Genomic DNA, 13,914 nt, shown 5'->3' on the forward strand with positions numbered 1-13,914 from the left:
TTGTTTTGTTTTTTGTTATAATGAAGTAAAAAATTTTAAAAAAGAGGTACATATATGAATAAATTAACGCCTATTTCTATGAATGAGAGAATCGAAGCGATTGATATGATGCGAGGGCTGGCGATTCTCGGTATTTTTTTCGTCAATATGCAAGATTTTAACTCACCTGTCATGTATTTAAAGCCGGGAAGCTGGTGGAAGGAACCGCTTGATCACTGGACGGAAGTTTTCATTGACATTTTTGCCCAAGCAAGCTTTTATACGTTGTTTTCCTTTTTATTTGGCTTTGGTATGGTTATTTTCCAGGAAAGAGCATTGGCAAAAGGATATTCTTTTCCCAAGCTTTTTTGCAGGAGGCTTCTTGTTCTGCTAGGACTGGGTTGTATTCATGCCTTCTTAATTTGGCATGGAGATATTTTAATTTCCTACGCGCTTTTAGGATTTGTGTTATTGTTGTTTCATCAGATGAGCCCGCGCGGCTTGCTGGTTTGGGCGCTTTTGTTATTGATTGTGCCGAATAGTATGATAAGCGTTTTGCTAGGATTCGCTGTTCTTTTAGGAGAAGGAGATTCTTCTGCATTTTATGATGAAAAGCTGGCGTATCAAGCGTTAGAAAATTATCGCGACGGTACATGGTTTGATATTTTTTGGCAGCGTTGGAATGACTGGATGTATGTAAATGGAAGTTTAGCTGGCGTTTTTTTTCTTTTCATCTCACTATTGCCGCTGTTTTTATTAGGAGCTTATTTTGCGAAGAAACGGTGGTTCGTTGATGTAGAAAAACATTCAGCAAAGCTGAAGAAAATCTGGATAATGACATGTATTATTGGTTTTTCTTTTAAGCTATTGCCTTACTTAACGGCTAATAACATCTTTACTGAATATATGCAGGATGCGTTTGGCGGTTCAGCAACAGCTGTTTTTTATGCTGCGTCGGTAGTGATTTTTTCACAAAAAACTTTTTGGAAAAAGATTTTTGCTCCGCTCGCCGTTATAGGCCGCATGTCTCTTTCCAATTATTTATTTCAGTCTGTGCTCTGTACACTATTGTTTTACAACTATGGTTTAGGATGGTATGGCCGTGTCCGCCCATTTTACGGCCTTCTTTTAACCATTGTCATCTATTGTTTGCAAATAGTTTTAAGCAAGCTGTGGCTGAAGTACTACAGAATAGGTCCGGTGGAATGGATATGGCGAACATTGACATATGGACGAAAGCAGCCGTTCAAAAGAACAGCCCCATCTGAATAGAGGAATAGTTGGACAAACAAAAAAATGAGGTTGTCTCATAAAGGGCAACCTCATTTTTTGCTGGATACTGTAAAAAATATGCTTTGTTTTTAATGAGAAAGCAGTGCTTTTTTACTTTGATCCTGCTGTGTGGCGAGAGTTTCTCTTAATTGAGTATTTAACAATTCATCTAACTCTTGACTGCATTTTACGGTTTCTTTTGCGGTAAAACCGTACACTAGGGCTAATTCAATCATTTGTTGTCTTTTTTCTTCAATAAGGGGATGACACATGATTTTTTCACCAACATTTTTTATTCGATCAGTTTTGTGCTAATGCATAACTTATTATACATATAACGTCAGAAAAGGAAATATGTTCGCTAAAATAAGTCATAACGTTACAAAATTCTACATAAAATGAGGTAGGATTTGAGGAGCGGACAGCGAATATACATTAAAAACTAAAATTTGATCATAGTGGGGGATAGAGATGAAATTTGTCACAGCCGAACAAAATGGAAATGCTTTTGTTGGGATAGCGGATACGGAACGAAATGTTGTTATTCATCTGCAGGCAGCGGAGCGTGCGATGAACGGGGAAGTAACACTACCTTCTTCGCTGCTGGAGTGTATCGCTCTAGGAGATGTTTTTATGGAAAAGGCGAGCCAAATCATGCAATGGACAGAAACTTATTTTTCGGATGAATACATATATCCGCTTTCAAACATCCGCTTGTTAGCGCCGATTCCGCGGCCGGCAAAAAATGTTTTTTGTGTCGGTAAAAACTATGTTGAACATGCGCTTGAATTAGGAAACGATTCCGATATTCCGGAGCATATTATGCTGTTTTCGAAAGCGCCGACAACCGTTGTCGGACATGAGGCAGTCGTGCTTAACCATCAGCACGTGACAAATGAGCTTGATTATGAAGGGGAATTAGCAGTTGTGATTGGTAAAAAAGGGAAAGGAATCAAAAAAGAAGAAGCGTTTGAATATGTGTTTGGCTATACCATCATTAACGATATTACGGCACGAGATTTACAGGAGCGCCATCAACAATTTTTGCTTGGAAAAAGCTTAGATACATCTTGTCCAATGGGGCCGTGGATTGTTCATAAATCGCTCATTCCAAATCCGAACCGCCTACAGATTGAAACGAAAGTCAACGGCGAAACGAGACAAAAAGCAAACACAGAACAGTTCATCTTTAATATTGAAACAATTATTTCCACGATTTCTCAAGGAATGACTCTAGAGCCGGGTGATATTATTGCGACGGGAACACCTGCTGGAGTCGGAAAAGGAATGAAGCCGCCCCGTTTCTTAAAACCGGGAGACGTCGTTGAAGTAACTATTGAAGGAATAGGGACGCTGCGAAACGAAATAGAAAAATAGCTGATGAAAAAAGGAGGCTTATACGTCTAAGTAGTTCAGATAATGTGGAGAAAATCTGAATTCACATTAAAAATTTCATTAAAAAACACAGTTGGAATAACATTAGGTTTAACAGTCCATTTAGCACCTAAAAACGCTTGGAGAAACATCCAAGCGTTTTTAATCGTATATTTTGTTCTTCAACTAAATCACCTTTACACGAAAAATGTAAAAGGATAAAAGATATAATAGTCATCTATATTATGAAATAAAAGATACCAAACGATATAAGAAACGACACAGATTATAATGGAAATACCTATCAATATTAAAACATTCTTTTCTTTTTTTAGAAGTTTGAAAGATATTGCCAAACCGAAAAAATAAAAGTAAAATTGCCCCAAATAACACATATAATCCAATTGAAAATCCAGAAATAAAACTTAAAAAATAAACAAATAAAGCACCCAAATAGAACCAAAGTGACACCTTCATTTCTTCACCCCCCTATTGATTTATAATTATTCACAATCTTATAAATTTATTTTAACATAAAATTCCATTATCCTTAAAAAACAAGTTCGCCTTCAAATTGACGAACTTATCTTTGATAGATTATATCTTTCAAATCAAATACTTTATCGGTTATTCCCAATCGTTGTGCAGGAGTTAGTTTTTTACCATCGGCAGATTTATAGGGCTTACAAAAGTTGTAATAAGTTCTCAAAATAGTTAAGGCATATTGAGCATATCTCGGATTGAAATTGGCGTAGATATAACTTTTGCCATCACCTCTGGCGGTCATTAAAGGTCTTTCAAGAATTGATAAACTTCTACGAATTTGTTGAATAAAACTATTCGTGGCATTATCATTCACATTGATTACCATTTTCGCTATGTCCTTCGGTTCGAGAGAAGATAAATCAGTTGTGCAATCCACTCTATGAAATCCTTTATCTCTTGATGCTAATGGGTGTGTAATTGGATTTTTAGCCCAAACATTAAAGGATTGTTTTGGTGTTTTAATTTCGCTATGAAAATGATGCGTTTCAAATAGTTCTTTTAATGAAAGATAAGCCAATTTCCGTAAGTTCTTTGTTTCGTACCCTCTATGAAAACCCCAATCCAATAAGTCGGCTTTTGCATCGTCAAACTCTTCTAAGCATTGTTTTCTGCTCTTGTTCTTGTCAAGCAAACAAAGGAAGTGGTGTGCATCATATGTTCTTACTTCCTTTGAAAACACCCTAAAAAACGCTATAATTACGGAAGAATCATTATCGCTAATCATTCTCCATTCAGATGCCTTTACAAGCTGTTTAATGAGCCAATAATGAGCAATTGTCGTATAAGTAGGATTGACGTGAAGACCATCTACATACTGCATTCTCTTATTAAAATTATTTAGTTCAGTTCGATATTCGTGTGGCTTTTGAGTATCTTTCGGTGAAGGTTCTTGTGGGTAATAGGAAAAGTCCAAACGATTATTCTTCTTGCTGAAATCATTCAAATGGTCTTCTTTATATATAACCGTATCGTATTTTAAATCTTCCACTGTCATTTCCCAATCATAAGCGACATCAGAGCGAAATACATATCGTGAGAGTGCATCTGCTGATACGACTACATATGTCTGCACTTGGCTGTCTTCTAAGCCAAAATACTTTTGACCACCTTGCCCCTTCTTGCGAACATTATTTAGGTTATAGTGCATTTTGTCAGTATTTAACCACATTTCTTTGAATGACATATTTGCTAAAGATGTTGTTTCGTACTTCTCTAAAAACTCTAAACAACAGCGATATAGCCATTCTAATTTTTGATAATAAGTGCCAATGCCAATTTCTAAAATATCACAAGTGCGACTGATAGGCATTTTATTTAAAAGCAATTTTGCGAACATTGGAAGAATGTCATTTCTCTTTTGGCGATATGTTGTGGATTGTCGTTTGTTTGGTAGAATACTTGTCTTTTTCTTACATACTTTGCACTGCCACCTTTGAGAATTGTTCAAGGTTTTACCTTGTTTATAAAATCTGTCAGGTGTCTCAAAAGGTGTTAAATGTCTTTCAGTACAACCATCCTTATGAAAATTGTATTCGGGTTCAATCTCTTGTGTTTGATTGATACGAATAAGCCTTGAAATTTCTTCGGCAACTGACCAATTTGAAACAGTAATTGAATTACAGTTTAGCGTCATACCTCTGTCATGGTGTATGGTATCTGGATTACAGACAAGTGATTTCTTGCTTTTTGTTCCACTAAGTTTATATCGCTTACTTTTGCCTTTTAAAGCAGCTTGTTCTTGCCCACACCATTTACAGAAAGGGTTCGTGCAGAAATTGTATTGGATTTTATGTGTAATTCCGTTCCAAGTAAATTCAATTGGGTGAAAAAGCATATGGTTATAGCGAAACGCAAATTGTTTGTCAGATAGGAGCTGATATTGTTCCTTTCTGTCTTTCAATTCTTCTTCGCTTACAGGATTATGAATAACAACGATACCGTCTTCTTTTGTCGCCAATCGTTGCAATTTAGCCAAGTTTTTCTCCCTCCATAAATTCTTCTAAACCCATTTTCCTTAACATTCTTTTATTGTGTCGAATGCCATCAATCCATTTAAGGAAACCTTCGTCTTTTAGAAGGTTTTTTAAGAACATATCCACTACTTCACTTTCGCTATACTCACAGTATTCTGCATAATTCTTCACTATCTCTCGGACTTGTTCAGAGATTAACCAATCAACTTTGTCAGCGTTATTGTTTTTAGGCTTTATAAACTGCATCCTTTCTTCACTCCTTTTAAATATAGTAAAAATAGCATAGTAATTAACACCTATTTCAACACCCCAATTTTTAATTTGACAACAGTTATTGTCACTCTGTTATTTAGTATGTGATTTTACCTGTTATTTTATACCTATTCTTATCAAAATCATTGATATATCAACAAAAGTAAAAGACCAAATCATTATGCGATTTGGTCTTAAAATTGATATGTTATTTCGACTGTTTCTCCACAATAACTGAACTACTTATTATACGTCGCCTCCGCTTTTCTTATTGTCTAGCTTCGGGCGCTATCGGCTCGAGTCGCTACGCCCCACCCTGCGGCGGCGACAGCCTCCTCGGTGGGGCTGGTGCGATCTTCGCCGATAAGCAAGCGCCCTCCGCTTTTCTTATTGTTCAAACACTTTTTTTATTTTTTCGATGGCCCAGTCAAGTTCTTCTTTTGTAATGACTAGCGGCGGGGCAAAACGGATGACTGTATCGTGTGTCTCTTTGCATAGTAATCCTTCTTGCTGTAATTTTTCGCAATATGGGCGGGCCGGACCGTATAATTCGACGCCGATGAATAATCCTTTTCCGCGCACTTCTTTAATATCACGATGCTTAATTTCCCGCAGTTTTTCCAAGAAGTAGTTACCGAGTTCTAATGAACGATCCGCTAATCTTTCTTCAATAAGCACGTCAATCGCTGCGATGGAAACCGCACAAGCAAGCGGATTTCCGCCGAATGTTGAACCGTGTGAACCAGGATTGAATACGCCGAGAATATCTTTGTTTGCCGCTACACAAGAAATCGGGAATACGCCTCCGCCTAGCGCTTTACCGAGAATATACATATCAGGAACGACCTCTTCCCAGTCGCAAGCAAACATTTTGCCGGAACGGCCTAATCCGGATTGAATTTCATCGGCGATATAAAGAACATTGTTTTCTTTACATACTTCATAAGCGGCTTTTAAAAATCCTTCCGGTGGAATGTTGATGCCTGCTTCCCCTTGGATTGGTTCGAAAATAAATGCTGCTGTATGAGGAGTAATTGCTTCTTTTAATGCCTCGACATTACCAAATGGAATCACTTTCATACCGGGAAGCATCGGTCCGAAGCCGCGTTTATATTCATCGTTTGAAGACATGGAAACAGCGGCCATTGTGCGACCGTGAAAATTATTTTCGCATACGATAATTTCCGCCTTGTCTTTTTCGACACCTTTCACGTCATAAGCCCAGCGGCGTGCTGCTTTTACGGCTGTCTCTACCGCTTCGGCACCTGTATTCATCGGTAAAATCATATCTTTTCCGGTTAGTTTCGCTACTTTTTCGTACCAAGGGCCTAACTGGTCGTTATGGAATGCTCTTGATGTTAATGTGATGCGGTCTGCTTGCTCTTTCAGTGCTTGAATAATTTTCGGATGACGATGCCCTTGATTGACAGCGGAGTAAGCGCTTAACATATCCATGTAACGATTCCCTTCTGGATCTTCTACCCACACGCCTTCCCCTTTGGAGAGAACGACCGGAAGCGGATGATAGTTGTTTGCACCGTATTGCTCCGTTAAGTGAATCATTTCCGTTGTTTTATTCATGAGTGCTCCTCCTGTTATGTATGACATTTGTCAATATTATAGCAAAATTTTGATTCATCTGTTAAAGCAAAATAAAGAGAGTTTCTTTTTCATTTTTTTGCTAAAAACGTGTTATGATAGAGTTAACCATTTTTAAAGGAGGATGTTGTATGACACATGCGCATATTACCGCTTGGGTGGTTGCCCTTCTTCTATTTTTTGTGACTGTTTCTCTGCAGCGCGGTAACTCTCCAAAAGCCCGAATGATGCAAATGATTTTACGACTGTTCTATCTTATTATCATAGGAACCGGTGCCCTTTTGTTACATAGCATCGCTTCTATCCCGCCGCTTTATATTGTAAAAGTGCTCGTTGGTGTTTGGGTCATTGGAGCAATGGAAATGATTCTTGTCCGCGCCTCAAAGGGAAAGAGTACGAACATGTTTTGGCTTCAATTTGTCATTGCGTTTATTATTGTGGTATATTTAGGGCTTAAGTTGCCTTTAGGTTTCTATTTATCTTAAAAGCTGCCAAAAAACAGGCAGCTTTTTATAATTTATTAATTTTGTAAAATATGGTATCTTAAATACAAATATATTATTCTTAATATTATGAAAAATTAATTTCTAGTGTGTGGTGAGCGATAATCATGAAAACATATAACATGATATGCACTGACATCGGAGAGATTGCCCCTTTTATCGAACGACATCGACTTCAAGAGCATCATCATGTTCTTGTGCAAATCTTCTCCGGCATATTAGACAAAACGTACATAAAAGAAATCGTTAGAAACATTAAACATATGATTCCTCATGCAACGATTATCGGTACAACAACAGATGGAGAAATTGCCGATGATAAGATTACCAATAATTGCACGGTTATTTCCTATAGCGTATTTGAACAAACTACGCTTCGGTCTGCGGTGTTATCATGTGACGAATTTGCCGGCAGTTATGCACTCGGAGAGCATGTTGCCAAAAATATTATAACTGAACGTACAAAAGCGATGATTTTATTTGTAAACAATTTAGCGGTCAATGTGAAAGAATTGCTGGCAGGAATGAAGTCCATTGCTAAAAAAGATATTGTTATTGCCGGCGGAGCAGCGGGAGATAATGGTTTATTTGAACGAATTTATGTTTTTTCCGATCAAGAGGTCATTTCTAATGGAGTAGCGGCTGTCAGTTTAAATAATGAACATTTACAAATTCATACATTTAGTAGATTTAATTGGCAGGAGATTGGAACAGCGTTCATGATTACAAAAATATCAGACAATCGAATATATGAGTTAGATCGCAAGCCGATTTTACAAGTTTTAAAGCATTATTTAGGCAGTGAATTTATGCGGCAGCTGCCGCGTTCGAGCGTCGAGTTTCCGTTTCTTTTGCAGAGAAATGAGAAAAAGGGATATTTTTTTATCACAAAGGTTCATAAGGATGGTTCTGTACAAGTCAACGAGAACGTTGATGAAGGGGAGCAAGTAAAATTTACATATTTAAATATACCACTTGTATTAGAAAACACGATTGACCAAATGAAGAAGCTAGCTAAAAAACCGGTAGAGACGATTTTTATATATAACTGTATGTCGATGCGGCGGTATTTAAAGGATTTCATTTTGCAAGATTTAAAGATGATGTGCAAAATAGCGCCAGTTTCCGGGTTTTTCACATATGGCGAAATTTTTACGAAAAATGGCCAAGTGGAGTATGGTACGCAGTCGATGACTTTATTAGCATTGTCAGAATCAACAGAAACAACACAAGCCTATGACATTGACTTCCGCTATGATATACCGGAAACATTTGGTTGGATGTTGACATTATCTCATCTCATAAAAGCGTCATCTCAAGATATTGAGCGCTTAAATTCAAATATTGAAATGTCTGAGCAACGCTATCGATCTTTGTTTGAACATAATACGGATATTGTTTATTCTACGGATTTGAACGGCAATTTTACAAGCGTGAATCCAGCGTTTGAAAAAGTGCTTGGCTTTAAAAAAGAGGAGATTTTATATACGAACTCATTGAAATACATTCATAAAAAAGACATTCCGCGTGTAAAAATGCACTTTTTTAAAGCGCTTCTTGGCAAAGTGCAGTATTATAATTTAGAAATCCCTACTAAGTCCGGCGAAACGTTATTGTTTCAAATGAAAAACATCCCGATTATTGTCAATGGAGAGAAAGTAGGAATTTATGGAATTGGACGGAATATAACCGAACAGAAGAAGGCAGAAGAAAAAATCGCGTATTTAGCTTACTATGACATAGATACCCGCCTGCCTAACCGCGCGAAATTTACGGAACTAGTTACGAAATTTATTGAGCGGAGGCGAAGAAAAAAACGAAAACTAGCCGTCTTATTTATTGATATGGATCGCTTTAAAATTATAAATGACAGCATTGGACATTATGCCGGTGATGAAATTTTAAAGCAAATCGCTGAACGGATTCGCAATATTTTGCCGTCAGGTACATATTTAGGAAGGTTTGGCGGAGATAAATTCACTTTATTGTTAACAAAAAATGTGGAAGTGGATAACATTATCAAAATGGCCCAGCATATTTTACAAGAGATCTCTAAACCGATTGTTTATCAAAACCAAGAATTTTTCATTACTGCAAGCATTGGCGTCAGTCTATATCCAAATAACGGTATTGACGCCCACTCTTTGTTGAAAAATGCAGATACGGCGATGAACCGGGCTAAACAGCAAGGTGGAAACCGCATTAAATTTTATTCAACAGATATGAATGAACAAGCTCTTTATCGAATTGAGCTTGAAGGTTATTTGCGGAAAGCATTGGAGAAAAATGAGTTTTTCTTATTGTATCAGCCGCTTGTTGATTTAAAAACAGGAACTATTTTTGGCAGTGAAGCGCTTATACGATGGAATCATCCGAAGCTTGGCTTAATCTCGCCGGCTGAGTTCATTCCGCTTGCTGAGGAAACGGGGCTGATTCATGAGATCGGACGCTGGGTGCTTTTGACCGCCTGCAAGCAGACGAAAAAATGGCAAGAAATGGGTCTCGGGCCATTGGTCATATCGGTCAACGTATCGGCAACTCAGTTTCAACAGCCAGGCTTTCTTGATGATGTGAAAATGGCATTAACAGAATCCAGGCTTGAGCCGTCTTATTTAAATTTAGAATTAACGGAAAGTTTAATGCTTCGGAACCTTCATTACAGCATTCAACTTATGAAGGAGCTTCGAGAACTAGGAGTTCATGTATCCATTGATGATTTTGGAACGGGATATTCTTCGCTTAGTTATTTAAAGAATCTGCCTATTAATGCGTTAAAAATCGATCGTTCTTTTATACAAAATTTGCATGAAAACGAGTCAGACATTGCCATTGTCAAAGCGATTATTACGATGGGACACGGCCTGCAATTAAAGGTAGTTGCCGAAGGGGTGGAAACAGAGCAACAAATCCGCCTGCTTAAAGAATTGAAGTGCCACTATGCCCAAGGATATATTATATATAATCCGATGAGTGCTGAAGAGTTTGAGAGGAGTATCTTTCGTTTCAACAACATATCTTTCTAATTGTTAACTACTCCCACTTTCCGAAAAGTGAAGGCGGCTGCTCAGCCTCGTAGGGCGACTGTTCTTCCGGCGAGAAGCGCTTGTGCTTCGATGTAGGAAGGTGATTCGACACAAAAGGCTGGGAGCCGGAGCTAGACGGATTCTGGTTAAAAGTGGGAGTCTTCTTGCGCTGTCCAACTTATATGGCAAAGGAGAATAGAAAATGAAATGGCTTGCTTTGTTAGGGTTTATTACTGCGTTTATTACGTTTGCGTTCATCGTTCACTACATAGCAAAAATTCGTCATCTTGAATAGACGCTTAAACATTTAGCCGATTTGTGTACAAACAAATCTATTTCCTGTGCTAAAGGTAATTTCAAAACGATCTTTATGTGAACTTCCGCGCTCATAGTAATGCTGAACATTGGCGATTTGTTCATTATTATCATAAATGATGAAATTTACTCCTATCTCTGTTCCAAACAAAAGACCGTTATAACAATATAAGCAATCATATAGTGAAAAATCGTGCTCATTTAAGAGCTGAATATAATAAAAAAATGTTTTATCTGACAGAGATTGAAGCCACTGTTCGTATGCATAAGGCAAATGTCTGCGGAAGCGGACGATATCTCCGTTTTTTAAAGCATAATATTGGGTGGAAAATAATATGGTGCCATCTTTCCCCATTTTTCCACCTATCCATTTACCAAAGCGAAAAACTTCGATCTCTCCGTCGGTCATATCTTCAAGCAATGCCGCTTCTTCGCTTTCTTCATCAAAAAACACCCATTGTTCATTCACATATTCTAACGTTCCTTGTATGTATGCCCGTTTTTGTTCTTTTAAATAGGTTAACCGTTGCCGTAAGCTCATTTGTCATTTCCTCCTTTCTCTCTGTATTCGTTTTTGACAAATTTTTAAGCAAATATAACTCTGTAATGGCTTTCACAAAAATGGGACAATTCATCGAAATGGAGATTGCTGCATAAAATGAAAGCATGTTACGGCTGGAGGTTGTTTTCAAGAAGGGAGTTATGTCTGTATGCCCGGCAAATTGAATTCGGACTGGAGCAAATTTTATGAAAACAGCATTTATGTATATATGTATAGCTGTTTGAATAACAGAAAGGATGGATTGAAATGTGTGGTATCACTGGTTGGATCGATTTCCAACGTGATTTACGAATAGAAAAAGAAACGATTGAAAAAATGACAGAGACGTTAGCAAAGCGCGGTCCGGATGATACGAATGCATGGTTTGCGGTGAATGCAGCGTTTGGACATAAGCGTCTTGTTGTTGTTGATCCAAAAGGCGGCACCCAACCAATGACAAGAATGAAAAACGATCATGCTTATACGATCTGTTATAACGGAGAGTTGTATAATACCGAGGATATTCGCAAGGAACTATTAAGAAGAGGTTATCGATTTCAAGGGCATTCCGATACAGAAGTGTTATTAACAGCCTATATGGAATGGCAAGAACAATGCTTGCCATTTTTAAACGGAATTTTCGCGTTTGCCATTTGGGATGAAAAGCGTCAGCAGTTATTTTTAGCACGCGACCGTTTAGGTGTAAAGCCGCTTTTCTACCGCCATGATGGCAGTAGTTTGTTGTTCGGTTCTGAATTAAAAGCGATATTAGCTCATCCGGATGTAAAAGCAGAGGTTGCTCGCGAAGGATTAGCAGAAATTTTTGGGTTAGGGCCATCGCGCACACCAGGGCATGGGGTGTTTTCGGGGATCGATGAATTGCGGCCGGCCCATGCTTTTATTTTTTCGCGTGAAGGATTAAAAATTTGGCGCTATTGGAATGTAAGAAGTGACATTCATACGGATTCATTAGAGGAAACGGCTGAGAAAATTCGCTTTCTTTTAACAGATGCCGTTACTCGCCAGCTTGTTTCCGATGTGCCGGTTTGTACATTTTTGTCAGGGGGAATTGATTCAAGCGCGATCACAGCAATTGCTGCTACTGCTTTTGAACAGGAAGGGAAGGGTCCGCTCCATACGTATTCGATTGACTATGAAGGAAACGATAGATACTTTAAAGCAAATGCTTTTCAGCCAAATGCTGATGGCCCCTGGATTGAGAAAATGTCACAAACATTTGGCACGGTACATCATCGCTGCGTTATTACTCAACAAAAGTTGGCGGATTATTTGACGGAAGCGGTGCTCGTCCGCGATTTGCCGGGGATGGCAGATATTGATTCCTCTTTGCTTTGGCTGTGCAGAAAAATGAAAGAAGATTTTGTCGTCAGTTTATCCGGTGAATGTGCCGATGAAATTTTTGGCGGATACCCTTGGTTTCACCGTCCGGATGATTTGGCGCGCGACGGTTTCCCTTGGATGCGATCGACAGAGGCGAGAGCCGGTTTACTAAAAGACGAGTGGAAAAACAAATTGAATCTAAAAGAATATGTACATCAGCGATTTAATGAAACGATTAAGGAAGTTCCAAGACTTGAGGGGGAAAATCCGCTTGAAGCGAAGCGGCGCGAATTGTTTTATTTAAATATGATTTGGTTTATGACAACCCTGCTTGACAGAAAAGATCGCATGAGTATGGGAGCAAGCCTGGAGGTTCGGGTGCCATTTGCGGATCATCGTCTTGTTGAATATGTATGGAATATTCCGTGGGAGATGAAAATGTACGGCAGCCGCGAAAAAGGAATTTTGCGATGTGCCTTAGAAGGAATTTTGCCGAATGATGTATTGTACCGTAAGAAAAGTCCATATCCAAAAACGCATCACCCTCTATATACGAAGCTCGTTAAACAATGGTTGAAAGAAATATTAACAGATAAAACTTCTGCTTTATATGAATTTTTTGAACAAGAAAAGCTAATGCAGATTGTCGAAACAGAAGGAAAAGCGTTTCAAGTACCATGGTTCGGTCAGTTAATGACAGGGCCACAATTGCTCGCCCATCTTGGGCAGATTCATGTTTGGTTTAAAGAATATGGGATTTCTATAAAAGAATAAATGAACGAAAAAGACAGTCAGCTTTGTCGGCTGTCTTTCTTTCTTCATTATTTGTTCGTTTGTTGTATGTAAAACGATAATAATAAATATTGATTTTCTGACATATATTTATTACTGACGAATTTTGCCTGTACTTAAACGTCTTCTTTATGTCGTTTTTTCAATCTGAACTTATAAAGGAGCATTAAAGAAGAGCGTTTTTCATGTAAGTGTCGGGGAGTATAATACTCTGATCCCTCAACACGAACATACGGTTATGGGAGATACGTTGTTTATTTGGCTGCATTTTAAGGCCGAACAAAACGATGAAATAGCGAAATAAGAAAAACGTTTGCACAATTTTTATATTATACACAATTTTTCAGATCATTTTTTTGCTAAAAAACTTGATAAATTCCATATATATTGTATAATAAAACCAT

Annotated in this window: 10 protein-coding genes; 5 read left to right on the plus strand and 5 right to left on the minus strand. The window is 38.0% G+C overall.

The window, feature by feature from the left end; all coding sequences use genetic code 11:
- The first annotated feature begins 54 nt into the window (after positions 1-54).
- Positions 55-1,251 carry a DUF418 domain-containing protein gene (locus tag B0I26_RS09365; protein WP_111645184.1) on the plus strand — a complete coding sequence of 399 codons (1,197 nt, stop codon included), beginning with the start codon at positions 55-57 and terminating at the stop codon, positions 1,249-1,251.
- An 89-nt stretch (positions 1,252-1,340) separates the two neighbouring features.
- On the opposite strand, the gene B0I26_RS09370 is transcribed toward B0I26_RS09365, so the two are convergent.
- Positions 1,341-1,523 carry an aspartyl-phosphate phosphatase Spo0E family protein gene (locus B0I26_RS09370; RefSeq protein ID WP_111645185.1) on the minus strand — a complete coding sequence of 61 codons (183 nt, stop codon included), beginning with the start codon at positions 1,521-1,523 and terminating at the stop codon, positions 1,341-1,343.
- Positions 1,524-1,722: 199 nt separating this feature from the next.
- Here B0I26_RS09370 and B0I26_RS09375 point away from each other — a divergent pair, with 199 nt between their 5' ends.
- Positions 1,723-2,628, plus strand: coding sequence for a fumarylacetoacetate hydrolase family protein (locus tag B0I26_RS09375; RefSeq protein WP_111645186.1), 906 nt, complete (start codon positions 1,723-1,725; stop codon positions 2,626-2,628).
- 580 nt (positions 2,629-3,208) lie between these two features.
- Here B0I26_RS09375 and B0I26_RS09385 read toward each other — a convergent pair.
- From B0I26_RS09385 to B0I26_RS09395, 3 genes are all read right to left on the minus strand, one after another.
- A complete protein-coding gene (locus tag B0I26_RS09385) occupies positions 3,209-5,146 on the minus strand; it encodes an insertion element protein (RefSeq protein ID WP_111645188.1) in 1,938 nt (645 codons plus the stop codon).
- On the minus strand, positions 5,139-5,390 hold the full coding sequence (locus tag B0I26_RS09390) for a hypothetical protein (protein ID WP_111645189.1): 252 nt from the start codon (positions 5,388-5,390) through the stop codon (positions 5,139-5,141). Before B0I26_RS09390 ends, B0I26_RS09385 begins: the two co-directional genes overlap by 8 nt.
- Positions 5,391-5,783: 393 nt before the next feature.
- The gene (locus B0I26_RS09395; RefSeq protein WP_111645190.1) at positions 5,784-6,977 is read right to left on the minus strand and encodes an ornithine--oxo-acid transaminase; all 1,194 of its coding nucleotides are present in this window, start codon (positions 6,975-6,977) and stop codon (positions 5,784-5,786) included.
- Positions 6,978-7,126: 149 nt separating this feature from the next.
- Between B0I26_RS09395 and B0I26_RS09400 the strand changes: the two genes are divergently transcribed.
- Entirely contained in the window at positions 7,127-7,480 is a 354-nt protein-coding gene (locus B0I26_RS09400) for a YisL family protein (RefSeq protein ID WP_111645191.1), read from the plus strand.
- Positions 7,481-7,605: 125 nt separating this feature from the next.
- The gene (locus B0I26_RS09405) at positions 7,606-10,521 is read left to right on the plus strand and encodes an EAL domain-containing protein (protein WP_111645192.1); all 2,916 of its coding nucleotides are present in this window, start codon (positions 7,606-7,608) and stop codon (positions 10,519-10,521) included.
- A 307-nt stretch (positions 10,522-10,828) separates the two neighbouring features.
- Here B0I26_RS09405 and B0I26_RS09410 read toward each other — a convergent pair whose 3' ends face one another.
- Positions 10,829-11,377, minus strand: a complete 549-nt coding sequence (locus B0I26_RS09410) for a DUF2777 family protein (RefSeq protein ID WP_111645193.1) — start codon at positions 11,375-11,377, stop codon at positions 10,829-10,831.
- Between the two features lie 267 nt (positions 11,378-11,644).
- Here B0I26_RS09410 and asnB point away from each other — a divergent pair, with 267 nt between their 5' ends.
- Complete coding sequence (asnB, locus tag B0I26_RS09415) at positions 11,645-13,492, plus strand: asparagine synthase (glutamine-hydrolyzing) (RefSeq protein ID WP_111645194.1); 1,848 nt, start codon at positions 11,645-11,647, stop codon at positions 13,490-13,492.
- The last annotated feature ends 422 nt before the right edge of the window (positions 13,493-13,914 follow it).

The sequence above is a fragment of the Paranoxybacillus vitaminiphilus genome (assembly GCF_003259935.1).
Taxonomy (GTDB): Bacteria; Bacillota; Bacilli; order Bacillales; family Anoxybacillaceae; genus Paranoxybacillus; species Paranoxybacillus vitaminiphilus.